This is a genomic window from Sorangium sp. So ce394, from assembly GCF_051474665.1.
GTDB classification, from domain to species: domain Bacteria; phylum Myxococcota_A; class Polyangia; order Polyangiales; family Polyangiaceae; genus Sorangium; species Sorangium cellulosum_D.
Window position 1 is genome coordinate 10,040,763 of record NZ_CP150339.1, and the last position, 26,419, is coordinate 10,067,181.

17 protein-coding genes are annotated in these 26,419 nt (G+C 72.5%); 10 read left to right on the forward strand and 7 right to left on the reverse strand.

The genetic code is table 11. The annotated features are described in order from the left end of the window. Positions 1-27 precede the first annotated feature (27 nt). Positions 28-3,189 (reverse strand): MXAN_5808 family serine peptidase, encoded by a 3,162-nt coding sequence (locus WMF33_RS37135; protein ID WP_437333032.1) that lies wholly within the window; start codon positions 3,187-3,189, stop codon positions 28-30. 86 nt (positions 3,190-3,275) lie between these two features. After that, positions 3,276-3,488 carry a twin-arginine translocase TatA/TatE family subunit gene (locus WMF33_RS37140; RefSeq protein WP_437333033.1) on the reverse strand — a complete coding sequence of 71 codons (213 nt, stop codon included), beginning with the start codon at positions 3,486-3,488 and terminating at the stop codon, positions 3,276-3,278. A 349-nt stretch (positions 3,489-3,837) separates the two neighbouring features. On the opposite strand from WMF33_RS37140, the gene WMF33_RS37145 reads away from it, so the two are divergent. The 3 genes from WMF33_RS37145 to WMF33_RS37155 all read left to right on the forward strand — a co-directional run bounded on the left by WMF33_RS37145 (position 3,838) and on the right by WMF33_RS37155 (position 7,150). Continuing rightward, a complete protein-coding gene (locus tag WMF33_RS37145; protein ID WP_437333034.1) occupies positions 3,838-4,482 on the forward strand; it encodes a hypothetical protein in 645 nt (214 codons plus the stop codon). A gap of 137 nt (positions 4,483-4,619) precedes the next feature. Next, entirely contained in the window at positions 4,620-5,276 is a 657-nt protein-coding gene (locus WMF33_RS37150) for a DUF2760 domain-containing protein (protein WP_437333035.1), read from the forward strand. Then, positions 5,273-7,150 carry an Hsp70 family protein gene (locus WMF33_RS37155; RefSeq protein ID WP_437333036.1) on the forward strand — a complete coding sequence of 626 codons (1,878 nt, stop codon included), beginning with the start codon at positions 5,273-5,275 and terminating at the stop codon, positions 7,148-7,150. The genes WMF33_RS37150 and WMF33_RS37155 overlap by 4 nt, the downstream gene beginning before the upstream one ends. Positions 7,151-7,210: 60 nt before the next feature. Here WMF33_RS37155 and WMF33_RS37160 read toward each other — a convergent pair whose 3' ends face one another. Continuing rightward, positions 7,211-7,684, reverse strand: coding sequence for a hypothetical protein (locus tag WMF33_RS37160; protein WP_437333037.1), 474 nt, complete (start codon positions 7,682-7,684; stop codon positions 7,211-7,213). Positions 7,685-8,485: 801 nt separating this feature from the next. On the opposite strand from WMF33_RS37160, the gene WMF33_RS37165 reads away from it, so the two are divergent. After that, a complete protein-coding gene (locus tag WMF33_RS37165; RefSeq protein WP_437333038.1) occupies positions 8,486-9,964 on the forward strand; it encodes an amidohydrolase family protein in 1,479 nt (492 codons plus the stop codon). Here the strand turns inward: WMF33_RS37165 and WMF33_RS37170 are convergent. The 3 genes from WMF33_RS37170 to WMF33_RS37180 form a co-directional block, all read right to left on the reverse strand. Further along, the gene (locus tag WMF33_RS37170; protein ID WP_437333039.1) at positions 9,909-12,350 is read right to left on the reverse strand and encodes a GH36-type glycosyl hydrolase domain-containing protein; all 2,442 of its coding nucleotides are present in this window, start codon (positions 12,348-12,350) and stop codon (positions 9,909-9,911) included. The two genes, WMF33_RS37165 and WMF33_RS37170, sit on opposite strands and share 56 nt — an antisense overlap. Positions 12,351-12,723: 373 nt before the next feature. After that, the gene (locus WMF33_RS37175; RefSeq protein WP_437333040.1) at positions 12,724-13,482 is read right to left on the reverse strand and encodes a hypothetical protein; all 759 of its coding nucleotides are present in this window, start codon (positions 13,480-13,482) and stop codon (positions 12,724-12,726) included. A 461-nt stretch (positions 13,483-13,943) separates the two neighbouring features. After that, the gene (locus WMF33_RS37180; protein ID WP_437333041.1) at positions 13,944-14,456 is read right to left on the reverse strand and encodes an OmpA family protein; all 513 of its coding nucleotides are present in this window, start codon (positions 14,454-14,456) and stop codon (positions 13,944-13,946) included. A 193-nt stretch (positions 14,457-14,649) separates the two neighbouring features. Between WMF33_RS37180 and WMF33_RS37185 the strand changes: the two genes are divergently transcribed. Beyond that, positions 14,650-17,616 carry an Hsp70 family protein gene (locus WMF33_RS37185; protein ID WP_437333042.1) on the forward strand — a complete coding sequence of 989 codons (2,967 nt, stop codon included), beginning with the start codon at positions 14,650-14,652 and terminating at the stop codon, positions 17,614-17,616. Between the two features lie 270 nt (positions 17,617-17,886). On the opposite strand, the gene WMF33_RS37190 is transcribed toward WMF33_RS37185, so the two are convergent. Further along, positions 17,887-18,798 carry a hypothetical protein gene (locus WMF33_RS37190; RefSeq protein WP_437333043.1) on the reverse strand — a complete coding sequence of 304 codons (912 nt, stop codon included), beginning with the start codon at positions 18,796-18,798 and terminating at the stop codon, positions 17,887-17,889. A 431-nt stretch (positions 18,799-19,229) separates the two neighbouring features. Between WMF33_RS37190 and WMF33_RS37195 the strand changes: the two genes are divergently transcribed. The 5 genes from WMF33_RS37195 (at position 19,230) to rraA (ending at position 26,198) form a co-directional block, all read left to right on the forward strand. Continuing rightward, positions 19,230-22,292 (forward strand): beta-propeller domain-containing protein, encoded by a 3,063-nt coding sequence (locus WMF33_RS37195; protein ID WP_437333044.1) that lies wholly within the window; start codon positions 19,230-19,232, stop codon positions 22,290-22,292. A 296-nt stretch (positions 22,293-22,588) separates the two neighbouring features. Continuing rightward, entirely contained in the window at positions 22,589-23,107 is a 519-nt protein-coding gene (locus WMF33_RS37200; protein WP_437333045.1) for a hypothetical protein, read from the forward strand. 185 nt (positions 23,108-23,292) lie between these two features. Continuing rightward, positions 23,293-24,219: a Grx4 family monothiol glutaredoxin gene (gene grxD, locus WMF33_RS37205; protein ID WP_437333046.1), complete on the forward strand. Its 927-nt coding sequence runs from the start codon at positions 23,293-23,295 to the stop codon at positions 24,217-24,219. Between the two features lie 129 nt (positions 24,220-24,348). Beyond that, the gene (locus tag WMF33_RS37210) at positions 24,349-25,710 is read left to right on the forward strand and encodes a sigma 54-interacting transcriptional regulator (RefSeq protein ID WP_437333047.1); all 1,362 of its coding nucleotides are present in this window, start codon (positions 24,349-24,351) and stop codon (positions 25,708-25,710) included. After that, positions 25,707-26,198 (forward strand): ribonuclease E activity regulator RraA, encoded by a 492-nt coding sequence (rraA, locus tag WMF33_RS37215; protein ID WP_437333048.1) that lies wholly within the window; start codon positions 25,707-25,709, stop codon positions 26,196-26,198. The genes WMF33_RS37210 and rraA overlap by 4 nt, the downstream gene beginning before the upstream one ends. Positions 26,199-26,419: the final 221 nt, after the last annotated feature.

The following is a 26,419-nucleotide window of genomic DNA, read 5'->3' on the forward strand; positions in this document are numbered from 1 at the left end:
CGACGACCGTCATCCATGCCAGCCGCCTTAGTCCTCGCCCCCGCGGTCCGCAATCCAGTCGTCCACCGGGTTGTCGGACTTCGGGGTCTTCAAGATCGACCCGTCGGGCCCGTCCTTGCGCACCACGAGCGTGCGCCGCGTGGTGGTGTCGGGCGTCTCGCGCGCGACCACGGTGATGACGTTCACCCCCGGCCGGAGCGGCGCCTCGAACGAGAAGTCGGCCTTCTTCGGGTCCGCGCCGTCGCGGTTCGACTTGTAGTAGAGCTTCCGCGACCCGACGAAGATGAAGGTGTCCAGGAGCCGCTCGCTGTCCGCGGCCGTTCCCGTGATCTTCACGGTGTCGGCGGTCGTCGCCAGCGCCGCGGCGGCGATGTCGAGCGTCGGCGGCGCGTGCGAGTAGACGTCCTCGAACGCGACCGCCGCGGCCGCCGGCCCGCCGCCCGGGCCCACCTCCCGCGACGCGACGAACGCGAAGCGGCCCGCGCCGAGATCGACCTTGAGGAACCCGCCGGGCGCCTCGCCGAGCACCTTGACCACGGCGCCCGAAGGGAGCCGACCGAAGCCGCGCGCGCTCGCCTCGGGCGACGGGAGCAGCGTCGCCCCCTGCGCGCCGGCCTTCACGGTGGAGCCGCCGCCCGTGAGCTGCACGCGCGGCGAGATCGGGATCTTCACCTTCTCGCTGGCGAACTCGCGGAGATCGCGATCGCCCACCGAGAGCGAGAGGGTCGCCTCGGGCTCGGACAGCTGCGGCTCGACGTCGAAGCTGAAGACCACCTTGCGCACGTCGCCCGGCTTGATGTTCGAGACGTCGAAGCGCCCCGCGTGCAGCAGGAGCCCGTCGCCGGAGAGGTTCGCGATGTTCGCCTGCGTCTCGTACGACGGCCCCTTGCCGACGTTCTTGACGGTCAGGTACATGCTGACCCGCTCGCCCTTCTGGATGAGCCCGTCGCCGTTGCCCTCGCGGTCGTCGACGATCTGGTAGGCGTACTGGAAGAGCGGCCGGTCGAGCGCGCGCACCGTGGGCCGGATCTCGACGGCGGGCGGCTCCGGCGCGCCGGCGACCTCGAACTTCACCTTGAGCCCGTCGCTCCGCGAGAGGGCGTCCATCGGGATCTTGCAGACGCGCTTCTCGTTCGCCTTCCGCGGCCTCGTCGAGCCGACCTTCCGCCCCTCGACCTCGCACCAGCCGAGCGGCGCCTTCGCCGTCTTCGTCTGACCGGGGCCGATCTTGCCGAAGATGAGCTCCTTGCTGTCGAAGTACAGGTTGTCGCTCTCCGTCGTCCCGCGGAGGCGGTAGACCGGCTGCTTGCCGTTGTTCTTGACCGTGACCTTGAGCTCCATCGGCTGGCCGGCGACCACCTCGGCGTTCGGGCGATCGGTCTCGACCTTCACGTCGAGCTCGGACTTGGCCGCCGCCGTCGCGGCCGCCGTCGTCGCGGCCTCGGGCGCGTCGGACCAATCGACGCCGAGCTTCGCCAGCTCGGCCGCGACCTTGCCGAGCTCCTCCTTGCCGACCTGCTCGATGTAGTCGTGCACGGCCCGGAGCTGCTGGATCCTCGGGGTGCTCGGCGGCATCCGCGTCGCGAGCTCGCGCGCGAAGCGGATGGGGAAGTCGAGGGCGAAGTCCTCGTCGATGTCGCCCCCGCGATCGCGCATCGCCTCGCGATCGGCGCTCGTGAGCTGGTAGCGGACGACCTCGGACGGCTTGCCCGCCGCCGCCGCCCGCGCGTTCGAGAGGTGCGCCGAGAGGTCGCGCTCCCGGATCCCGTCCTTCTGCACGGTGAGATCCATCTCGAGCTCGTCGACCGTCATCGGATCGAGCTCGATGTCCGGCGTGACCCCGACGCCCTGGATCGAGATGTCGCCCGGCGTCAGGTACTGCGCGATCGTCAGCTTGAGGGCCGCCTTCTCCGCCGTGACGTCGGGGAAGACGAGCTGCACGCTGCCCTTGCCGAACGTCTGCGAGCCCACGATGACGGCGCGATCGTTGTTCTTCAGCGCGCCCGCCACGATCTCGCTCGCGCTCGCGCTGTTGCCGCTCACGAGCACCACGATCGGGTACGGCGGCTCGGTGCCGGGGCCCTTGGCGCGCTTCTCCTCGCGCCCCTCGGAGGCGCCGACCGTCGAGACGATGACCCCGTCGGCGAGGAACTTGTCGGCGATGCGCGCGGCCTGATCGAGCAGGCCGCCCGGGTTGCCGCGCAGGTCGAGCACGAGCCCCTTCAGGTGGCCCTTGGCGCGCAGCCCGTCGAGCGCCGCGTCGAGCTCCGCGGTCGACGTCGCCTGGAACGTCTTGAGCCGGACGTAGGCGATGCCGCCGTCGAGCGCGCGCGACTCGACGGACCGGACCTTGATCACCTCGCGGGTCAGCTCGAAGGCCTTCGGGCCCTGCCAGCCGCCCTCGCCGTCGCGGGTCACCCACACGGTGACCGCGGTGCCGGGATCGCCGCGGAGCCGCCGCACGGCGTCGTCGAGCGGCATGTTGAGCGTCGACTCGTTGTTGATCTTCACGATCCGATCGAGCCGCTTGAGCCCCGCCCGGCCCGCGGGCGTGTCGGGCATCGGGTTCAGGACGGTGAGCATCTGGTCGCGGATCGAGATCACGACGCCGAGCCCGCCGAACGCGCCCGACGTGGAGAGGTTCATCTCCTTGTACGCCTCGGGGCTCAGGAACGACGAGTGAGGGTCGAGCGTGTGCAGCATGCCGTTGCACGCGGCGTACTCGACGTCGCGCAGATCGACCTCCGTGCCGCGGAGGTTCTTCTGCAGGAAGGCGAAGACCTCGCGGAGGCGCGCGGAGACGTCCCAGGGGCCCTGGATGTTGTCGATCCGGAACTTCTTCTCGCTGGTCTCGACGCGGACGGTGACCTCGTTGGGGTCCTCGTTGAGGACGATCACCTGCGCGACGTCGCGCTGCACGGCGTTCAGCGCCGAGAGCAGCATCTCCTTCGGCTTGACGCGATCCGGCTCGACGTACTTGTCCCGGATCATCTTGAGCGTCTCGTTCACGGCCTCGAGGCGGGTGAGGTCGTACGGCGCCTTGGCCACCTGACCGGTGACCGCGAGCGCCGGCTCGAACCCACGCCAGAGCCCCCCGGGGCCGAACTGAAGAACGAAGTACGCTGCCAGCGGGAACGCGGCGGAGACAACGAGCGCCTTGACGATGCGCTCCAGGAGTCGATGGGGCATACGGCGATCGAGTATAGACGCGCGCCGGCGAGCGTCGACCGACGTCGAGCCGCCCCGCCCTCGAGCGCCGCGATCCGGCGCGGGCGCTACACGGGCTTGTGGGTGTCCTCTTCCTTCACGTCGGGCTTCGCGGGGAGCTGCTTGGCAGCTTCGTCCTCCTCGTCGTCGCGGATGCCCTTCTTGAAGTTCCGGATGCCCTCGCCGATCCCCTTGCCGATGTCAGCGATCCTCCCCGCGCCGAAGAGGAGCAAGGCGAGCCCGATGAGAAGGGCGATTTCCAGCGGTCCGATGCGGCCCATAGCGATCTTCCCTCGAAGGCAGCCGCGCGCGCGGCGACAGGTGGCGGGCCACCGCCCGACACCGGTGGAGCCATACCACCCATCCTCCGCACGGGCAATGCAGCGGTTCGGTGCCTCGAAACCCGTGCTAGGCTCGCTCAACCGGCTTCGCTGGCGGAGACAGGACGCGCGCGCACTCGCTCCGCCAGCGGTTCACAAATCGAGAACGGCGCGACGGCTCAGCCAGGGCCGCCGGCCAGCCGGACGGACCGGACGCGAGCGCGACGCGCGGCCGGCGGCGGTCCAGCGCGGGAGCCCTCGCGGGCCCCGCGACCATCGAGACGGGGAAAACACGATGCCGATCAACCGCATGAATCGAAAGGCAGCGCAGTATCTGGCAGGAGCGTCGGTGGCGGCGGCGGTGCTCGCCGGCGCTCCCGAGCGCGCGAGCGCCCAGCAGACGAGCGACCAGGTGAGCGTCGACGGCAAGGGGATCGTCGGCGGCGCGCTGCTCGGCGGCGAGGTCGTGATGCTGACCATGGGGGCCGTCGGGGTCGAGCGCGCCTGGCCGTACCTCGTCTTCGGCGGGCTCGGCGCGGTGGGGGGCGGCGTCGCCGGCTACTTCATCGAGGCCTCGGAGCCGCCCGCGGAGGTGCCGCTCTACATGCTCGCCGGCGGCATGGCGCTCGTCATCCCGACCCTCGTCGTCACGCTCAACGCCACCGCGTACAAGCCCCCGGCGAGCGACCAGAGCGAGCCGATCCGCAACGAGCCGGCCGCCGAGCCTCCCCAGCCGGGCGTCAACGTCCAGATCACGTCGGACGCGGCGCCGCTCCTCCGGGGCACCCGCTGGGAAGAGCCCCGGCTCGGCCTCGTCGACGTCACGCCGCGCCGGGTCGCGCTCGGCATGCCGGCGCTCTCGCTCAGGCCGCTGTACTCGCAGGACGAGATGTTCAGGTTCGGCGTGGCGCAGGGGCACGAGCTCCGCGTTCCCGTCCTCCGGGCGTCCTTCTGACCGGGGCAGCGCCGGGCCGGACGGCGATCCTTCCGACCGGGGCAGCGCCGGGCCGGACGGCGCGCCGGGCCGTCCGCCCCCCTGCCCGGCGCGCCGGTCTCTGTACCCAACGCGACGCTCGGCGTTAGGCTCTCGCCGTGGCCGATCTCCACGATCCCCCGCTCCCCTGGTCCACGCGGCTCTGGTTCGCCTTCGCATGCTTCTTCCGCGTGCTGTTCGATCCGCAGTTCGCCGCGCGGGCCTGGCAGGCGCGCGAGGCGGCCGCCCTGCCGCCGGCGGAGCGGGCCGAGCCGCGCCAGCTCGAGCGAGCCGAGCCACACCAAATCGAGCGAGCTCGAGCCGCCGGAGCGCCGCCCGCCGCCGAAGCCGCGGAGAGGGCGCCGGCGGCGGCCGCGCCTGCGCCCGCGGCCGCGCCCGGCGTGAGCTCGGCGCTCCAGCTGCTCTCGCTGCTGCAGCGCGAAGGGCGGCTTGTCGACTTCCTCGAGCAGGACATCGCCTCCTTCGGCGACGCGGACGTCGGCGTGGCGGCGAGGATGGTCCATGAGGGCTGCCGCAAGGCGCTGCGCAGCCACGCGAAGCTCGCGCCCGTGCGGCGCGAGGAGGAGGGGGCGAAGGTGACGCTGGAGGCCGGCTACAACCCGTCCGAGGTCAAGCTCATCGGCAACGTGTCCGGGAGCGCGCCGTACCGAGGGGTGCTGCGCCACCGGGGCTGGCGCGCCGACGAGCTCTCGCTGCCGACGCCGATCGCCGGCCACGACGCCAGCGTCATCGCCCCCGCGGAGGTCGAGCTGTGAGCGCGCGTTACATCATCGGCATCGATCTCGGCACCACCCACTGCGCGCTCGCCTACGCGCGCCTCCCCGAGGACGGCGCCGACCCGCGGCTCGCGCCGTCGCCCGAGGTGCTGGCCGTGCCGCAGCTCGTGGCGCAGGGCACGCTCGAGGCGCGGCCGCTCCTGCCCTCCTTCATGTACATCCCCCACGAGAGCGAGGGCGTCCAGGCGCTGCCGTGGGACGCCGAGCGGCGCTTCGCGGTCGGCGAGCACGCCCGCGCCCGCGGGGCCGACGCGCCGGCGCGCCTCATCTCCAGCGCGAAGAGCTGGCTGTGCCACCCGGGCATCGACCGGCGCGGGCCGACGCTGCCGGTCGGCGCGCCCGAGGACATCGAGAAGATCTCGCCGGTCGAGGCGTCGTGGCGGTACCTCGAGCACCTCACCGAGGCGTGGGACCACCTGTTCGCGAAGGACGACCCCGAGCTCGCCCTGGCGAAGCAGGAGATCGTGATCACCGTGCCCGCGTCGTTCGACGCCGCCGCGCGCGACCTCACCGTCGAGGCGGCGAGCGCCGCGGGGTTCGAGGACCTCACGCTGCTCGAGGAGCCGCAGGCGGCCGTGTACGCCTGGATCGACGCGGCCGGCGAGGCGTGGCGCAAGCACCTCCAGCCGGGCGACGTGCTGCTCGTGGTCGACGTCGGCGGCGGCACCACCGACTTCTCCGCGATCGCCGCGGTCCCGCGCGACGGCTCGCTCGAGCTCGTCCGCGTGGCGGTCGGCGACCACATCCTGCTCGGCGGCGACAACATGGACCTCGCGCTCGCGCACGTCGTGAAGGCCAAGCTGGCGGCCGAGGGCAAGGAGCTCGACCGCTGGCAGATGACGTCGCTCACCCACGCGGCGCGCGTCGCCAAGGAGCGGCTGCTCGGCGATCCGTCGATGACCGAGGCGCCGATCGTGATCGCCGGCCGCGGCTCAAAGCTGCTCGGGGCGTCGATCCGGACGGCGCTCACGCGCGACGAGATCACGCGGACGCTCGTGGACGGGTTCTTCCCGGAGGTCCCGTCCTCCGCCCGCCCGGCGACGCGCGCGCGCGCCGGCCTGACGCAGCTCGGCCTGCCGTACGCGCAGGACCCGGCGATCACCCGCCACCTCGCCGCGTTCCTGGGGCGGCAGGCCGGCGCGACGGCGAAGCTCGAGGGCTTCGTCCCGAGGGGCGCGGAGGCCGCCGAGGCCGGCCGCGCGCCGCTGCTCCTGCACCCGACGGCGGTGCTGTTCAACGGGGGCGTCATGAAGAGCGCGGCCCTGCGCGAGCGGCTGCTCGCGACGCTCGGCGCCTGGCTCGAGGAGGACGGCGCGCCCCGGCCGCGGGTGCTCCCGATCGACGACCTGGATCTCGCGGTCGCGCGCGGCGCCGCCGCCTACGGGCTCGCGCGGCGCGGCCGGGGGCTCAGGATCCGCGGCGGCACGGCGCGGGCCTACTACGTGGGCATCGAGGGGGCCGTGCCCGCGGTGCCCGGCCTGGAGCCGCCGATCACGGCGCTCTGCCTGGCGCCGTTCGGCATGGAGGAGGGCACCGAGGCGACGCTGCCGCCGCAGGAGTTCGGCGTGGTGGTCGGCGAGCCGGTGCGCTTCCGCTTCTTCAGCTCGTCGGTGCGCCGCGACGACCAGGCGGGGACCGAGCTCGAGGACTGGAAGCCCGGCGAGCTCGAGGAGCTCTCGCCGATCGAGGTCACCCTGCCCGCCGAGGGCCGCCGCGAGGGCGACATGGTGCCGGTGCAGCTGCGCGCCTCGGTCACCGAGGTGGGGACGCTGCTCCTCGAGGCGATCCCGCGCGAGGCGCAGAAGCCGAACGAGCGCTGGCGGATCGAGCTGTCGGTGCGCGCCGAGGCGTGACGGCCGGCGCGGAGCCGATCCGGGGGTCGGACCGGCTCCGCGGGCCTCAGGGCGCGGGGGTCACTCGCCCTCGTCGGCGGCGCACGCGTCGCCCTCGGCCTTGCAAGCGCCCCCGTCGGTGAGGGCGGCCGCGACGCCGCAGGCCGTGCACTCGTCGCTCGGCTCGTCGGCGGTGCCGGCACAGCTGTCGAAGCAGGGATCCCCCTCGGCCGCGCCGCACTCCGTACAGATGCACGTCGTGACGGCCTCGTACTCGTCCACCGAGGACTCGCACAGATCTGCCGGGTCCTCATTGCCGAGCAGCGGCGCCGAGCAGGTCACGCACTCCGTGCCGGCTCCGCCCTCGTTGCTGCCGCCCTCGTTGCTGCCGCCCTCGTTGCTGCCGCCCTCGTTGCTGCCGCCCTCGCCGCCCGCGCCGCCCGTGCCGGTCGTGCCGGACGTGGCGCTCGTGCTGCTCGCGGTGGTCCCGCCGCCGCCTTCGGAGTCGTCCCCGCACCCCGCGGAGAAGGCGGCCGCGCCAAGGATGAGAGCCATCGAGCCAACGCTGATAAGTTTGATATTACGCATGATGTCCTCCAGCGCGCTTGAATGAGCGCCAGTCGTCAAGAGTCGCTTCGTCAGCCGGTCCCAACGGGACCCGCCGGTCGCGGCCTATCCCGCGCGCCAGCGGTGGCACACTACTCCACCCTGGCTGTGACGCTCAACTATCTCGAAACGGCTCACCGAATCGACTTCCCGCGCTTCGGCCGATCCAGTGCGACCCAAACACCAAGGCATGAGCCTCTCGGACGAGCCCGGCGGCGCCTGCACGGCTCAGGATTCGCCTGACGCCGGCGCCGCGCCATCGCACCACCGAAGTCGTCATCCTGTGGAGAGCGCCCATTGCCGCGACCATGGCGCCTGCGCTCACGTGCGCTGCGCACCTGCAAAGGGTTCGGGGCGCCGCGCCGAATCCAGCAAGTCGCGAGTTAGGAGCCTCCCTGTGCTCCACGAAACGCGGCGCGCCGGAGCCCGGACAGGCAGCGCGAATGCGCCGGCGGCGCCCGCGGCGTCGCGGCGACTCGATGCATCGAGCGAATCTGGAGATGGAGGCGGACGTCGACGGGAGCGCGCCTTCGAGTTGAAGGTGGAAGTTGGAAAACGCTCGTGATCGCGGCCCTGCGGGCCGGAGATGCTATGATGAGAGGTGCGAGGCGCGCAATCGCGCACGATCGCGGCATCCGGCCTCGCCCGCGGGCGCGCGCGCTGGGCGAGCGCGACACGGCTCCACGCGCGTCGCGGGGCTCCGGCGATTCGCGTGGCCCGTCGCGATCGGGGGACACGGGGGAGGGCACGATGAGCTTTCGGTTGCGCGTGTGTCTGTTGGCGGCGCTCGCGGGCCTGTGCGCCTGCGCGAGCGCGCCCGTGCAGTGGCCCTCGCCGGAAGGGCCGCCGAAGCTCCCGCCCGCGCGGGAGCTCAACCCCCCCGCGCGGCCGGACGCCGCGCATTCCGTCGCGATCGTCGGGGCCACGCTCGTGGACGGCCGCGGGGGGCCGCCCGTGCGGGACGCCGTCGTCGTGGTCCGCGGCGACCGCGTCGTGGCCGCGGGCGCGCGCGCCGCCACGGACGTCCCGGCCGGCGCGGAGCTCGTCCGCGGCGCGGGGCTCTGGGTCCTGCCTGGCCTCATCGACGCGCATTTCCACCTCGGCGGCGACGACGGGCTGCCCGGCCTCGTCCTCCGGCGCGGCGTCACCTCGCTGCGCGAGCCGGGGAACTGGATCGAGGCGTACGACGCCGCGCGCCGGCTCGGCCCGGTGCCGCGGCTCTTCTTGACCGGTCCGATGCTCGACGCGCCGGCCCCTGCCTACCCAGAGAGCGCGATGCTGGTGCGCGACGCGGCGGAGGCGCGCTGGGCGGTCGAGCAGCTGGTCGAGCGCGGGGCGTCGGGGATCAAGGTCTATTTCCGGCTGCCGCTCGGGCTCGTCGAGGCCGTCGCGCAGACCGCGCACGCCCGCGGCGTGGTCGCCGTCGGCCACCTGGAGACGGTGGACGCGGCGGCGGCGGCCCGGGCGGGGCTGGACGGCATCGAGCACATCACCTCGCTGGGGACGGCGCTCGTGCCGCCGCGCGAGGCGGAGCGTTACCGGCAGTCGGTGATCGCCGAGAACGAGGCGCGCTTTCCTGGCCGTTACGAGATCTTCCGCGGCATCTCGCTCGGAGCGCCCCGGACCGCCCAGCTGCTGCGGCTGCTCGCGGCGCGCGGCACCTTCGTCACCCCCACGCTCGCCATCTTCGAGCGCCGCGCTGGCGGCCAGGGGGTGACCGAGGTCGAGGTGCGCGGCTTCGAGACCATGATGAAGCTCACCGCCGCCGCCCGCCGCGCCGGCGTGCGGGTGGTCGTCGGCTCTCACGGCGCGGTGCCGGGCGCCGCGCGCGGGTGGGCGTATCAGCGCGAGATGGAGCTGCTCGTCGAGAGCGGCCTATCGCCGATGGAGGTCCTCGTCGCCGCCACGCTGGAGAACGCCAGGTATCTCCGCATCGACGATCGGCTCGGCAGCGTCGAGCCGGGCAAGCTCGCCGACCTCGTCCTGCTCGAGGGCGACCCGCTCGCCGACATCCGCGCGATGCGCCGCGTGAATCGGGTCATGTTGAACGGGAGGTGGGTCGCTTCACCGCAGGGCGATCACCCCCTACCTCCCAAAGCTCGTCTCTGGTTGTCCGCCCACGGTAGGCCCCCGGGGAGGTCGGCAAGACCTCCCCGGAAACCAGGGGCGAGCGTCAGCCCATCTCGACTTCGACGCGCACCGTCGCGCCGGCCTGGGCCAGCGGGATGACGTTGCCCGAGACCGTCTTGCCGTCGACGGTCAGCTTCTTCACGCCCTTGCACACCCCCGAGTTCTTGACGCTGATCTCGTAGGTGGCGCCGCGGAAGCGGCGGGAGATGGAGAAGCTCTTCCAGGACTTGGGCACGCACGGATCCAGCTTCAGCCCGTCGTACTGGGGCTGCACGCCGAGGATCCCCTGGCTGACGGACACGAAGGTCCACGCCGCGGTGCCGGTGAGCCAGGCGTTCTTCGCTTCGCCGAAGACCGGAGCGTCCTTGCCCGCGATCATCTGCGCGTAGACGTAGGGCTCGGCCCGGTAGGTCTCGATCTGGCTCTCCTTGGCCGAAGGACAGATGGAGAGATAGTACTCCAACGCGCGCTCCCCCTCGCCGAGCAGACACCAGCCCAGGTGGATCCAGGTGTTGTTGTGGCAGAAGATGCCGGCGTTCTCCTTCACGCCCGGCGGGTACGAGGTGACCTCCCCGAGCTCGAGGTGGTAGGTCGAGTACGCGGGCTGCTGCAGCACGATGCCGTTCTTCGTGTAGAGGTGCTTGTGCACGCTCTCCATCGCCTGCCTGGCGCGGCCGTTCTCCGCGCCGGCGCCGCCGAGCACGCACCAGCCCTGGCTCTCGATGAAGATCTTGCCCTCCTCGTTCTCCTTGCTCCCGACCGGCCGGCTCTCGGCGTCGTAGGCGCGGCGGTACCACTCGCCGTCCCAGGCCTCCTTCTCGACCACGGCCAGCATCTCCGCGTAGTGCCCGCGCATCCGCTCCGCGTCGGACTTCTGGCCCATCCAGTCGTACAGGGCGGCCATCTCGCGGCTGGCGTAGAGGAAGAGGCCGGCGATCATCACCGACTCGGCCTTCGAGTCCTTCACGTCGCCCGCGGTCTGGAAGCTCTCGTTGGGCTCGGTGCTGAAGCAGTTCAGGTTGAGGCAGTCGTTCCAGTCCGCGTGGCCGATCAGCGGCAGGCCGTGCGGGCCGCGCTTCTTCATCGTGTACGCGATGGACGTCTCCAGGTGGTGCAGGAGGTCCTCCTTGGAGCCCTGCTTGTCGGCGTAGCCCACCGCCGCCTTGAGGATGCCCTTGTCGCCGGTCTCCTTGATGTACGCGCACGTGGAGAGGATGAGCCACAGGTGATCGTCGTAGAAGTCGCCGCCGATGTCGGCGTTCCCCTTCTTCGTCAGCGGCTGGTACTGGTGGTAGCAGGTGCCGTCGCTCAGCTGCGTGGCGGCGATGTCGAGGATGCGCTGGCGGGCGCGCTCGGGGACGAGGTGCACGAAGCCGAGGAGATCCTGGTTCGAGTCGCGGAAGCCCATGCCGCGGCCGATGCCGGTCTCGTACATGCTGGCTGACCGCGAGAGGTTGAAGGTCGCCATGCACTGGTACTGATTCCAGGTGTTGAGCATGCGCCGCGCGTGCTCGTCCGGGCAGTCGGCCTGGAAGTTCGCGAGCAGCCCCGCCCAGTCCTCCTTCAGCTGAGCGAACGCCCCGTCCACGACGCCGGGCGCCGAGTACTTGGCCAGGATCTCCTTGCCCTTCTGCTTGTTCAGGACGAAGGGCGCCTTGAACTTGGGCAGATCCCCCTGGTCCACGTACGAGAGCACGAAGCTCAGGGTCTCGCTCGCGCCGGGGGCGAGCGAGAGGCTCACCTGGTGGCTGCCGATCGGGTTCCAGCCGAACGCCTTCGAGTTCGTGGCCTTGCCCCGGAGCGGGACCTGGGCCTCGTGCAGGCCGTGGTGGACGCTGCCGCAGAAGGCGTCGCGGCTCGTGTCGAACCCGTCGATGGCCCGCGTGCAGGCGAAGAGCGTGTAATGGGAGCGGCGCTCGCGGTACTCGGTCTTGTGGTAAATGGCGCTCCCGTCGATCTCCACCTCGCCGATCGAGTAGGTGCGCTGGTAGTTCGTCATGTCGTTGAGCGCCTCGAAGAAGCAGAACTCCTGGAAGGAGAAGAGCTGGATGTCCTTCTTCGAGCCGCTCTTGTTCGTGACCCGGGTGCGCCAGATCTCGACGTTCTCGCCGGGGACGATGAAGTAGAGGACCTCCACCTCGACGCCGTTCTTCTCGCCCGTGATCTTCGTGTATCCCAGGCCGTGGCGGCACTCGTAGCGATCGAGGGCCGTCTTGAGCGGCTTCCACATGGGGTTCCACACCACCCCGCCGTCGTTGACGTAGAGGTAGCGCCCGCCGATATCCATGGGTACGTTGTTGTAACGATACCGGGTGAGCCGGCGCAGCTTGGCGTCCTTCCAGAACGTGTAGCCGCCCGCGGTGTTGGTGCAGAGGCCGAACATCTCGTCCGAACCCAGGTAGTTGAGCCAGGGCAGCGGCGTGTCGGGCCGGGTGATGACGTACTCGCGGCTCTCGTCGTCGAAGTGGCCGTACTGATTGCTCATGGACGCGCGGTCTCCGTGGATTCGGTGGAGTCGAAAGCTGGGTCGAAAGCGGAGGGCTTCTTCCCCATCAGCGACAGAAAAAAACCCGGCGGCAGAGCTGCCCCCGGGTTGGTTAAGCCGATGATTGTTGGGCTTGGGGCCTCCGAGCAAGCTCAGAGGGCCGCCACTCTAGACCCCAGCGGCTCCGGTTGTCAACGGGGCCTGCGGGCGCGTCCGGGGGCGGTTTTCCGGCAGGAACGCGGCGCTCCGGCGCGCTCCAGCGCACCGCTCGTGTGCGGCAGACAACCGCAGATTACAGCGTGAAGAGATTTTTACATAGCGCTTCTCGACGACGATCGGTAGGCGGGCGCCGGGCGCCTGCTGGCCCGGACAATCAGTCGTCGTCCGACCGGGCCTCGTCGGGGAGCACCAGCCTGCCGATGGCCACCTGGCGCACCGCCGCCGGATAGTAGGCCGTGACGGCGGCCGTGCTCCACGTGTGCCCGACGACGGCAGCGGTGGAGTTGGTGTAGAGGCGCATCACGCCGTAGCCCGCGCCGGAAGCCCAGCGGCCGCCCGAGGAGTACCTGGAGTCGGACGAGCCGTGTTGGAAGTTCGTCGAGTCGACCACGCTCACCTCGTACTGGAACGTGCCCGCGACGAGGGGGCTCGCCGGGAGCCTCACCCTCGGCGCCCAGCGGAGGATCGCGACGTGCCCCGTCGCCGACTCGCCCTCTGGATAACGGATGGCCATGACGTCGCCGGCGCGGGCGTCCCGGAGGTCGCGGATCCTCTCGAACCCGTTCTCGTCCACGATGGCGTCGTAATAGGCGGCCGCGCTCGGGCTCCGGCTGCCCAGCCAGTCGTCGAACGACGACTCGGTCCAGCCGTAGCTCCGCTTGAGCAGCTGCGTCAGGAAGGTGGCGCACTGGGTGCGGTTCGCGTAGCGCCGCGCGCCGGCGACGCCTGCCCAGGATATGAAGCTAGGAGTCGAGTTGTACTCGTTGTTCTCAGGATCGATGTTGTCGACGAGGCGCTCCGCCCAGTCGAGGTGCTCGACGCGGTGCGCAGCCGCAGCGCGCGGCGAGATCCACGCGAGACACGAGAGAACGAGACAAGCGATCCCTACAGGACGACGACGAACGCTCGCCATGACCCACCATGCAATGCAATGAGTTGTTCGGACCGGCGCGTCGCACTCAGCGCGCGTATTCCCGTGATGTATTAACCATCATCGCGATACATCGTTCAATATAAATTTGCAGCACAAGCTATTTTGGGAGTCGCTTGTCCCACAGGCGCACAGAGAGACAGGCGCCCTCGCGCGCCATGCGCCGTGCGCCTCACGAGGCGACGACGCGACAGGACATCGCATCGCACCGCGGCCGACGGGCCGACGGGCCGAGGCGACCGACGCGACCGCGGCAACCCACATGGCCGGCGCGGCCCGCGCGGCCCGCGCGGCGAGCGTGGCAAACGTGGCGAGCCTCGCAATCCCGGCGCAAGGCGGCGGAAAGCAGTCGATTTCGAGGGGGGATCCGGGTTAACCTGGCCTGTTGTCGAGACGCACGGCGGGCTCGACCTGCAGGCACGATCGACGGTGTGGACCGGAGGTCACTTCGTCTTGATACGGAACTCCACGCGCCGGTTCATGGCGCGGCAGCCCTCGTCGTTCGTGAAGCAGACCGGCGCGGCGGCGCCGTACCCCGGCGCCGTCATCGGCGTCGCGACGCCGCGCTGGACCAGGTAGCGGACCACGGCGTTCGCGCGGCGCTCGGACAGCTTGATGTTGTGCTCCACCGACCCCTGGTTGTCCGTATGCCCCTCGACCGTCAGCGCGGTGATCTCCGGGTGCGTCCTCAGGATGTTCGCCACCGCGTCGAGGACCGAGAACGACTCGGGCCGGATCTCGTCCTTGTCGAGGTCGTAGAAGATGGGCCGGGCGATCTTGATGCGATCCCCCTCGATGACCGCCTCGGCAGGCGCCGCCGGCTGGACGGGCGCCGGCGGGGGCGGCGGTGGAGGCGGCGTCGCGCTCGCCGCCAGCGACATCTCGGCGTTCGCCGACCCGCACCCCGCCGCAAGGACGCCCATGACCACCAGCCAGATCGCTCGGTTCGCTCGCATTTCGCGCCTCTAGCACGGGGCATCGCCCGGAAGAAGCGCCGGCGACGGCCGGAACGAGCGCCGGCGCCGCCCGAGAGACGCGCCGGCGCCGCCCGCCGGCGGGGCGGCCCGGCCGCGGGCGCGCGCCCGCGGGGACGCGCGCCGGACCTGCGGAAGGCGCGGCGGCGATCCAGTATCGTTGCTGCGCGCACGCATGTCCGCCCCCGCGAAGACCCCGAGCCTGATCGTCGGAATCGACCTCGGCACCACCCACACCGTCGTGGCCTGGGCCGAGCGCGACGCCGCGCCCGGCGCGATCCGCGTCTTCCCCATCCCGCAGCTGGTGACCGCCACCGAGGTCGAGGCGCGCCCGCTGCTGCCCTCCCTGCTCTACGCGCCCCTCCCCGGCGAGGCGCCGGCCGACCCGTTCGGCGACGCGCCCTTCGCCATCGGCGAGCACGCCCGCCGGCGCGGCGGCGAGGTTCCCGGCCGGCTCATCGCCTCGGCGAAGAGCTGGCTCTGCCACCCCGCCATCGACCGGACGGCGCCCGTCCTGCCATGGGGCGCGGCCGAGGACGCGACCTCCCTGCCGCGCGCCTCGCCGCTCGACGCGAGCGCCCGCATCCTCGCCCACGTGCGCCGCACCTGGGACGACGCCTTCCCGGATCGCCCGCTCGCGGCGCAGGAGGTCGTGCTCACGGTGCCGGCCTCGTTCGATCAGGTCGCGCGCGAGCTCACCGTCGAGGCGGCCCGCCGCGCCGGCCTCTCGGCGCGGCTGCTCGAGGAGCCGCAGGCCGCGTTCTACGACTTCATGCGGCTCGCCGGCGCGGAGGGCCTCGACGCGCTGCTCGCCCGCTCGGGCGGCGACGCGACGGTCCTCGTCTGCGACGTCGGCGGCGGCACCACCGATCTGTCGCTCATCCGGGTCGCCCGGGGCGCCGGCGCCGCGGAGGGCCGCCCGGTCGAGGTCTCGCGCGTCGCCGTCGGCCATCACCTCCTGCTCGGCGGCGACAACATGGACCTCGCGCTCGCCCACCTCTGCGAGCCGCGCCTCGTCGGCGGCACGGGCGAGAAGCTCGACCCGGCGCGGTTCGGGCAGCTCGTGCTCGCCTGCCGCGCCGCCAAGGAGCGCCTGCTCGGCGGCGACGCGTCGTCCGGCGGCGCTCCGGCCGGCGGCGGCGCCGCGTCTGGCGGCAACGCTCCGGCCGGCGGTGGCGCCTCGTCCGGCGGCGCCGCGCCCGCCCCGCCGGACGAGGCGCCGGTCACCGTGCTCTCGCACGGCGCGCGGCTCGTGGGCGGGGCGCTGACGACGCGCCTCCGCCGCGAGGAGGTCGAGGCGATCGTGCTCGACGGCTTCTTCCCGGAGGCGCCGCGCGACGCCCGGCCGCAGCGCGGCCGGAGCGGGCTCGTCGCGTTCGGCCTGCCGTACGAGCGCGACGTGGCGATCACCCGGCACGTCGCCTGGTTCTTCGCGCGCCACGCCCCCGAGGCGCGAGGGCCGACCGCGCTGCTCCTGAACGGCGGCGTCTTCCGCGCGCGCCGCGTCGCGGAGCGCCTCGCGCAGGTCATCGAGCGGTGGGGGGGGCCGTCGGGGGGGCTGCGGCTCGACGTGCTCCCGCACGCCGATCCCGACCTCGCGGTGGCGCGGGGCGCGGTCGCGTACGGCCTCGCGCTCGCCGGCCGCGGCGTGCGCATCGAGGGCGGCGCGGCGCGCGGCTACTACGTCGGCCTGGAGCCGCCCGCCGGCGGGGGGCCGCGGCCCGCGGTGTGCGTGGTGCCGCGCGGCGCGAAGGAGGGCAGCGTGCACGCGGCGGCCGGGCGGACGTTCGCGCTCGTCGTGGGTCGCCCGGTCCGGTTCGACCTGTTCGCGTCGGACGACGCGCGCGCCGATCGCGCCGGCGACCTCGTCCCGCTCGAGGACGACCGGTTCGAGGCCCTCCCGCCGGTCGCCGTGGCGTTCGACGCCGGGGACGCCGCGCGCGCCGCGGCCGGCAAGCAGGCGGAGGTGCGCGTCCAGATCGAGGGGGAGCTCACCGCGATCGGCACCCTGGACCTCGCCTGCGTCGAGGTTGGGGTCCCGGCGCCGCGCCGCTTCCGGCTGGCGTTCCAGCTGCGCGAGGACGGCCGCGGCGCGCGCGCCGCCGCCGGCGAGGGGGGCGCCGGCCCGCCGGAGGGGGCGCAGGGCGGGCTGCCGGAGCGGGCGCAGGCGAGGCCTCCCGCCGGGGCGGCGCAGGGCGGGAGGCGCCTCGACGAGGCGCGGGAGGCGATCGAGCGGGTGTTCGGCAAGGGGCGGCCCGACGTCGCGCCGCGGGAGGTGAAGAACCTCGTCCGCGAGCTCGAGCGCGTGCTCGGGGAGCGCGCCACCTGGACGACGGAGACGGCGCGGGCGCTGTTCGACACGCTCGCCCCGAGCGCGCGCTCGCGGCGGCGCTCGGCCGATCACGAGCGCCTGTTCTGGTCGCTCGCCGGCTACTGCCTGCGCCCCGGCTTCGGCGACGCGGGCGATCCGGCGCGCGTCGCCGCGGTCGCGCCGCTCTTCGCCGAGCGGCTCGCGTTCCCGCAGGAGGCGCGCTCGTGGCAGCAGTTCTGGATCGCGTGGCGCCGCATCGCTGGCGGCCTCGACGAGCCGCTGCAGGTCGCGATCCGGGATCTCGCGGATCCGTTCCTGGCGCCGGCCGAGCAGCGGCTGAAGAAGCCGAAGGGGGTGAAGCCGGAGGCGCTCGACGATCTGCTCGAGCTCTGCGCGTCGCTCGAGCGCGTGCCGGCCGGGCGGCGGAGCGAGCTCGGCGCGTGGATCCTGGAGCGCACCTGGACCGACCGCGACGCGCGGCTCTGGGCGGCGATCGGCCGCATCGGGGCGCGCGTGCCGGCCTACGCGAGCGTGCACCACGTGGTGTCGCCGGCGGCGGCCGAGCGGTGGCTCGATCACCTGCTGCGCGAGAAGTGGCAGGAGCTGCCGTCGGCCGCGCCGGCCGCGGTGCAGCTCGCGCGCCGGACCGGCGACCGGGCGCGCGACGTCTCGGACCGGATCCGCGGCGAGGTGGAGCGGCGGCTCGTGAAGGTGGGCGCGCCCGAGGCGTGGGTGAGGGCCGTGCGCGAGGTGGTGGCCGTCGAGGAGGCCGAGCGCGCGGCGTTCTTCGGAGAGGGGCTGCCGGTGGGGCTGCGGCTCGTGGGGGAGTAGGATTTTCCCCGGAACATCGCCGTCGCGCGGCGGGCTGGCGCGATATCGTAATGTCGATCTCGCTCAACCGAAGGCGGGTAAACGGCGCGAAGGTGTTCCGCAGGAGCTCGTTGACATGACTCGTCAGCTTGCTGAGAGATGACATCACTCGTCAGCTTGCCGGAATAGAGGACGTCCCCGGCGCGCTGCCGCACGAGGGCTGGGTGACCTCAGTTCCAGAAGGTGCAACGCGTCACCGCTGTTCCGGATGCGACGCCCGCCGACCGGCGTTCAGTCGCCGGTCGCCGCCTCGACGCACGCCTCGAGCTCCGGCGTCGCTCGCCAGCCGCACTCGCCCGACGCGCCCCGCTCGCATACGCCGTGCTTGTCGTAACACGCGTACTCCTCGAGCCACTGGCAGTCCGTGGCCACGTCCTCGCTCGCGCAGATCTGACCGCTGCAGCCGGTCACCACGCACGGGGCAGCCTCGCCGCCCCCGAGGCACGCCTCGAGCTCCGGCGTCGGTCGCCAGCCGCACTCGCCCGACGCGCCCCGCTCGCACACGCCGTGCTCCGCGTAACACGCGTACTCCTCGCGCCACTCGCACGTGGTGACCACCTCGTCGTCAGCGTCGGCGCAGACCTGCCCGCTGCAGCCGGTCACCACGCACGGCGCGGGCTCGCCGCCCCCGAGGCACGCCTCGAGCTCCGGCGTCTCGCGCCAGCCGCACTCGCCCGACGCGCCCCGCTCGCACACGCCGTGCTCCTGGTAACACGCGTACTCCTCGCGCCACTCACAGGTGGTGGCCAGATCGTTATCGGCCTCGACGCAGAGCTGCCCGCTGCAGCCGCCCACCACGCACGGGGCAGGCTCGCCGCCCCCGAGGCACGCCTCGAGCTCCGGCGTCTCGCGCCAGCCGCACTCGCCCGACGCGCCCCGCTCGCACACGCCGAACTTGTCGAAACACGCGTACTCCTCGCGCCACTCGCACGTGGTGACCACCTCGTCACCTGCATCGGCGCAGATCTGCCCGCTGCAGCCGGTCGGCCTGCAGTCCCCAGGCTCGCCGCCCGCAGACCCGCCGTCCCCAGGTCCGCCGTCGCCCGGGCCCTGACAGCCCTTGCCCTTGGCGCCGGTGAGCAGGGGAACGAAGAGCAGGAGCATTCCAACCACGAGCCGATGACGCTTGCTGAACAGATCCATCGTTAAGCCTCCTATCAAGGGTTCGACCGTGCCACCCGGCAGCCGCAGGCGCCAGGGTTCGCCGGCCGCTTCACGGGCCCGCGCCGGCGTGTCCCCGAAGCGTGGACGCGCCCTCCCGCCGTGACGAGCCGCTTTCTCGCTTTCTGCTTTCTGCGTCTGCAAGCGGCGAGCCGCCCTCCAGGCCACGAGCGCTCCGCCGGGAGGAGGCGCTCCGGCTGCGACGAGGCGCACGATGCGCGCGCGGGCGCCTGCCGCGGCCGCCGCGGGGCTGCACACTCTGGCACAGACCGGCCGCACCCCGTCGAAAGCCGAGCATTTCTGCGGCCTCCTGCCTGGCCTGCCGCTTGCTTATGCGCCGGCACGGGACGCGGACAGCGCAGCACACGCCGGCGCAGCCATGACGCCCTGTGTCTTCGTGAACGAGGTGAACTATGACCTTCCTGTCTAGAACTTACGCCGGCTGGCTCGTCGTCGCGGCGACAGCGGCATCGGCCGGACTCGCCGGCTGCGTGGTGGTGGGAGGCTCGACGGGGAATCAACCCGATGACGACGCTCCGACCGACTTCATCTCTGGCAATCCGAACGGGAACAACGGCCGAGGGGAGGACGACGGCGGCAGCGTCAGCGCCGGAAGCACCGGCGCCGGCGACGGCGCCGGGGCGCCGGACGAGGGAGCGGGCGACGACGACCCGGAGCGCGCTATCACCGAGGCCGACATCATCCAGGTCAAGGACGGCAAGCTCTACGCGCTCTCGCAGTACGCGGGGCTCAGCGTCATCGACATCTCGCGGCGCGACCGGCTGAAGCTCCTCGGGCGCTACCAGGCGAGCGGGATGCCCTTCGAGATGTACCTGCGCGACGGCATCGTTTACGCGATGTTCTCGTCGTGGACGCAGTACCTCTACGACGAGGACACCGGCGAGTACACCTACTCGGAGTCGAGCCGCATCGAGGCGCTCGACGTCTCCGACCCGGCGGACATCCGCCTGATCGGCTCGTTCAACCTGCCGGGCACCATCTCCGACTCGCGCATCGTCGGCGACGTGCTCTATGCCGTCACCCTGGAGAACAACTATTGCTGGGGGTGCGGAAGCTCGCCGAACACCACCGTCACCTCCCTGGCCGTCGGCGACCCCGAGGCGATCCGGGTGGTCGACAAAATGAGCTTCAGCGACAACGACCCCTACGGCTACGGGTGGCGCCGCAGCGTGACCGTCACCCAGGACCGCATGTATGTCTCCGGGATCGAGTGGGACGGCACCGACGAGGGGCACTCCACCATCCAGGTCATCGACATCTCCGACCCGAGCGGCGACCTCGTGGAAGGCACGACCGTCGAGGCCACCGGCCAGATCCAGAGCCGCTGGCAGATGGACGAGCACGAGGGCGTCCTCCGCGTCGTCAGCCAGCCCGGCCTCTGGTGGAACAACGCGGCGCAGCCCGGCGTCCAGACCTTCGCCGTCGCGTCCTCGCAGGAGCTCACCCCCCTCGGCTACACCGAGCTCCGCCTCCCCAAGCCCGAGTCGCTGCGCTCCGTCCGCTTCGACGGCGACCGCGCCTACGCCATCACGGCGGAGCAGACCGACCCGCTGTTCACCATCGATCTCAGCGACCCGGAGCACCCCGCCCAGCTCGGCGAGCTCGAGATGCCCGGCTGGGTCTACCACATGGAGCCGCGCGGCGACCGCGTGCTCGCCCTCGGGTTCGACAACGCCTCCACCGAGGGCTCGCTCCACGTCTCGCTCTTCGACGTCTCGGACCTCACGGCCCCCACGATGCTGGAGCGCGTCCACTTCGGCGGCTCGTGGGGGAGCTTCGCCGAGGACCAGGACCGGATCCACAAGGCCTTCACCATCCTGGACGACCTCGGCACGATCCTCGTGCCCTACAGCGGCTGGGAGCAGCGCGGCGACATCGGCTGCGGCACGTACAAGAGCGGCGTCCAGCTCATCGACTTCACGGCCGACACGCTGACGAAGCGCGGCTCGGCCCCCGCGCGCGGCCAGGCGCGGCGCGCCTTCGTCCACGACGAGCGGCTCTTCGCCGTCTCCGATCAGGAGGTCGGGACGTTCAACATCGACGACCGCGACGCCCCGGTCGAGGTCGCCGACCTCACCCTCACGACCGTCGTCAGCAACGCGGTCGTCACCGGCGATCTCGTGGTCCGCATGAGCGCGGACTGGTGGACCAGCAGCCCGCAGCTCGAGATCGCGCCGGCCGCGGATCCGGGCCGCACCGAGCCGATCGGGAAGCTCGACCTCACGGCGCTGGCCACCGACGCGGAGGGGAGCTGCTACGGATACGGCATCGCCGACGCGCGCCTCTTCGCGCACGGGCAACACGCCTACCTGCTCTGGCCCTCGCACACGGGCGAGGAGCCCAAGGCGCACGTCGCCGTCATCGATCTCAGGGACCCCGAATCGCCCCGGATCGCGAGCCAGCGCGAGCTGCCGTTCAGCGGCGTCGCGCTCTACGGCTACGGGTACTCCTACGGCGCCGTCGTCCCGACGGGCGACACGGTGGTGCAGGCAGGGAGCACCCTCGTGCTCCGCAACACCAACGACCGGTACTACTACTACGGCGACTACGACGGCGGCGACGTCAGCGTCGGCGGCGGCGAGCAGCCGGCGTCTGCCGAGCCGTCGCTCGAGGTCATCGACCTCTCCGATCCGTCGAACCCGGCGCACCGCTCGGTGGCGCTGCCCTCCGGCGTTGGGTACACGGGCCTTCAGCTCGACGGCACCACCGTGCTGACCTCGCACTGGGTGCCGCTGCCCGAGGACGCCTCCAAGGCGCGCTTCTACCTCGACCGCATCGACGTGTCCGACCCGTCCTCGCCGGTCGTGCGGGCGCCGGTCAACGTGCCCGGGTCGCTGCTCGCCTTCGACGGCGCGCTCGGCCGCGCGCTCACGGTCGATTACGAGCCGTTCGAGCTCCAGGTGCCGAGCCCCGAGGCCTGCTACAGGGCGTTCGCGCAGAACGTCGACTTCAAGCCGACCGACCCGCACGAGTGGTCGGGCGCCGGCATCTGCAAAGGGATGAGCCGCACGATCAAGCTCCTCGACGTCGGCAGCGAGACCGCGCGCCTCCGCGACGAGCACCCGATCGACGGCGACGCCGGCATCTGGCAGGTGTCCGTGGGCGACGACCGCGTGTTCATGTTCACCTACCTGAACTACGTGGTGGAGAACGGCGAGGTGCCGTACGGGATGCTCGTGGCCAGCGGGCTCGAGGAAGGCCGCATCGATCTCGTGAGGAAGCCGTTCGCGGAGCTGGCCCACAGCTCGCCGCTCTTCGCCGACGGGACGCGCCTCCTCGTCTCCAGCCACAGCCCGCCCTCGCTCGCCGTCATCGACGCCTCCGACCTCGACGCGCTGACCTACGAGACCAAGGGCGAGCTCTCCTCGTACATCTACCGGGTGACGGTCGACGGCGACCGCGCCCTCTGCTCGCTCGGGCACAACGGGCTCGAGGTCGTCGACCTCGGCGACTGACCCGCGCGCCGCGCCTTCGCTGCCGCCGCCCCGCGCGGGCGGCGCGGCGAAGGCACAGGCCGCCTCCGCACGCTCCCCCGCCCTCCCCTCCCCCGTAGATCCGCCCGAACCTCACATTCCCCCACGCACGCGGCGCTCGAGCTCAACAGGAGCCCGCAGGATCACCGCCGACCCGGCGAGCGGGCGGCGGCGCGCTCCGCGGCGAGGGGCGCGACGCGCGCGGGTGAGGGCCGCGCGGCCGGCTCCGTCCGCCGCGGACGCTTGGCGCCGGGGCCCGGCTGCGGCACACAGGTGTCATGGGCAGAGCCGAGCTCGGGCAGCTGATCGATCGCGAAGGGCTCGACGCCTCGGACGGCGCGCGGGGCCGCCTCGCGATCGCCGTCCCGGCGGCGTGGGCGCGCGACCGCGCGGACATCGAGATCATCGTGCCCGCCCGCGTCACCTGCGCCCGCTGCGACGGCGGCGGCTGCGACAGCTGCGCCCGGAGCGGCGCCCACCGCGCCCCGGCCGAGGCCGCCGCGAGGACGCTGCGGCTCCGGCTCCCGCCCGATCTCACCGCCGGCGCGACGCTCCGCCTGGTGCGCCCCTTCGGCGAGCACGCCCCGCTCGACCAGCTCCTCGTCGAGCTCCGCGAGGGCAGCGCGGCGTCGCCCGGCGTGCTGCGCGTCGGGCCGCCCCCGTCGGACGCGCTCGCGCGCGCCGCGGCGCCGGACGGCGGCGGCCTGCGCGCGCTCGGCGCGCAGCTCGGCACGCCGGCCGTCCTCGCGGCCCTCGCCGCGATCGCGGCGGTCGTGGGGCTCCTGCTCGGCCGCTGATCGCGGGCCGGCGCCTCGTCCGCCGGGCGCGGCCGCGCCGCGGAGCGCGCGCCGCTGCCCGCAGCAGACGCGGGCGACGCCGCCGGCAGGGCCTCGCTGCCGTGCAGGGCCCATGCTAGCGAGAGGCCCGCGGACGCGCGCGGGGATCGAAAGCGCCGCCACGGCCGCGCACGGAGAGCAAGCACATGAGCCTCAATGAGCCCCTGCGGGCCAGGATCGCCACCATCATCCGCGAGAACGACGTCGTCCTGTTCATGAAGGGGACGCGGACCATGCCTCAGTGCGGCTTCTCCGCCCAGGTGGTGAGCATCCTCGACGAGCACCTGCCCACGTACCAGACGGTGGACGTCCTCTCGGACCCCGCGCTGCGCGACGGCATCAAGGAGTTCTCAAGCTGGCCCACGATCCCGCAGCTCTACATCCGCGGCGAGTTCATCGGCGGCTGCGACATCGTGAAGGAGCTGCACGCGACCGGGGAGCTCGTGAAGGCGCTCGGGCTCGCGCAGGGCGCGCCGCAGGCGCCGCCCGCCATCCGCGTGACCCAGGCGGCGGTCGCCGCGTTCGCGGCCGCGCGGGAGTCCGACGCCGACTTCGTTCACATCGAGATCGACCCCTCGTTCAACTACGGCCTTTACTTCGGCCCGCGGCAGGCGGGCGACGTCGAGGTCGAGGCCGGCGGGGTGGTGTTCCTGCTCGACCGCGCGAGCGCGCGGCGCGCCGAGGGGCTGTCGATCGACTTCGTCGAGGGCCCCTCCGGCGGCGGCTTCAAGCTGGAGAGCCCGAACGATCCGCCGAAGGTCAAGCAGCTCTCGCCCGCCGCGCTCAAGGCGATGCTCGACGGCGGCGAGGCGCTCGAGCTCTTCGACGTCCGCACCGATCAGGAGCGCACGATCGCGAAGATCGAGGGCGCGCGCCGCCTCGACCAGGAAGGGCAGCAGCGCCTGGAGACGCTCGCCAAGGACGCGCGGATCGTCTTCCACTGCCACCACGGCGGGCGCAGCCAGGCGGCCGCCGAGCACTACCTCGCGAAGGGCTTCAGGAACGTCTACAACCTCCAGGGCGGCATCGACGCCTGGTCGCGCGAGATCGACCCGTCGGTGCCGCGGTACTGACCGCCCCACCCGCGACGCGCTCGCGGCGAGGTCCGGACAGGCATCCACCAAAGCTGAATTTTTCCACTCGCGCTGCGCGCTGATCCTCGGGTCCTTCAGGGCCGCCCTTGGATCAGGTATGCGTACTGTGTGGGAGCGGACGATCAGTCCACGATCAGGGCGTCGGACGCGCAGGCGGCGTCCGCGGCGTCGGCGACGCCGGGCCTCGTGGTCATCTTCACCCGCGGGCAGCCTGCGTGCGCGCCGATCCCGCTCGGGGACGGCGCGGTCGTGCTCGGTCGTGCGCCGGCGGGCGACACGGGCGTCGTCGACGACGATCAGGTGTCGCGCCGGCACGCCCGCGTCGCGCTCTCGGGCCAGGGCCTGCAGATCACCGATCTCGGCAGCAGGAACGGCACCTTCGTCGACGGCAAGCAGGTCGAGGATCGGGTCTTCCCGTCGCTCCCGCGGCTGATCCGGATCGGGGGCACGCTGCTGCGCTTCGCCGCGGACGTCGCGCCGTTCCAGCGGGGCGGCGTCCTGGAGCACGAGGACGGGGTGATCGGCCCCACGCTGAGGCAAGCCCGCGAGCTGATCGCCCGCGCGGGGGCGCGCGGCGAGACGCTGCTGCTCACCGGGCCGAGCGGCTCGGGCAAGGAGCTCGCGGCGCGCGCCTTCCACGCGGCGACGGGGCGCGGCGGCCCCTTCGTCGCCGTGAACTGCGCCGCGATCCCCGAGGGCCTCGCGGAGCGGCTGCTCTTCGGGACGCGGCGCGGGGCGTACTCGGACGCGACCGCCGACGCGGAGGGCTACGTCCAGGCCGCGCACGGCGGCACGCTGTTCCTCGACGAGATCGCGGAGCTCGACGCGTCGGTCCAACCCAAGCTGCTCCGCGTCCTCGAGACGCGCGAGGTGACCGCGCTCGGCGACACGCGCCCGCGCAAGGTGGAGTTCCGGCTCTGCGCGGCCACCCTGAGGGATCTCCAGGCCGAGGTCGCGGCGCGCCGCTTCCGGGAGGACCTCTATTACCGGATCGGCCGGCCCGAGGTGCGGGTCCCGGCGCTGACCGAGCGGATCGAGGAGCTGCCCTGGCTGATCGCGGCGGAGCTCCGGCGCGGCGGCGCGCGGCTCGCGCCGAGCCTCGGGCTCGTGGAGTCGTGCGCGCTGCGCGCGTGGCCGGGCAACGTGCGGGAGCTGCTGCGCGAGGTGCGGCAGGCGGGCCTCGCGGCGCACGCCGCCGGGCGCGCCGTGGTGGAGGCGTCGGACCTCGCGCCCTCCGCGGGCCTCGACATCACGGAGGTCGCGAGGCGCACGCCGCCGGCGGCGGAGCTGCAGCGGATCGCCATCGAGGTGGCGCTGCGGCGCGAGCAGGGGAACGTCACGCGCGCGGCCCGCTCGCTCGGGATGCACCGGAACCAGCTGCGCCGCTGGCTCGCCCGCCACGGGGTCGACGCGGCGGCGTTCGCCGGCGCGGGCAAGGACGACGGCGCTGCTGCTAAGGAGTCGACATGAGCTCGGACACCACGGTTCGCACCACGGATCTCTGCGACGACCACCCGGACGCCGTCGCCGTCGCCGATCCGATCTTCCGGGATTACGGCGGAGCTCGCCTGTTCCACGGGCCCATCGTCACGGTGAAGGTCCACGAGGACAACGTGCTCGTCCGCAAGGCGCTCGAAGAGCCGGGCCAGGGGCGGGTGCTGGTCGTGGACGGCGGCGGCTCGCTCCGCTGCGCGCTCCTCGGGGACAACCTCGCCGCGATCGCCCACCAGAACGGCTGGGCCGGGCTGGTCGTGTACGGCTGCGTCCGCGACGCGGAGGCGCTCGGCCGCATCCCGATCGGCGTGAAGGCCCTCGCGACGCACCCGCGGAAGAGCAACAAGAAGGGCGCGGGGGACCGCGACGTCCCCGTGACGTTCGCCGGGATCACCTATGTTCCCGGCGGATTCGTTTATGCCGACCACGACGGGATCGTCTTCGCCCTCAAGGCGCTCGTCTGAGGAGCTCGCTCGCGCGTTCGCGCATCGGCGAGGCAAAAACGCACGTCGCCGCGCAATTTCGCCACATACGAGGAGGGGGGCGCGCGGCGGTTGCTCGCGGGATGGATGGGCTCGGCTCCGGTCTGGACGCGCGGGTGTCGTGCGCCGCGTCGAAGCGCGCTGCCTGGCGCGGCCGATGCATTGACGCGGAAGCTGCCAACACCTCGTAGATACGGGAGGAC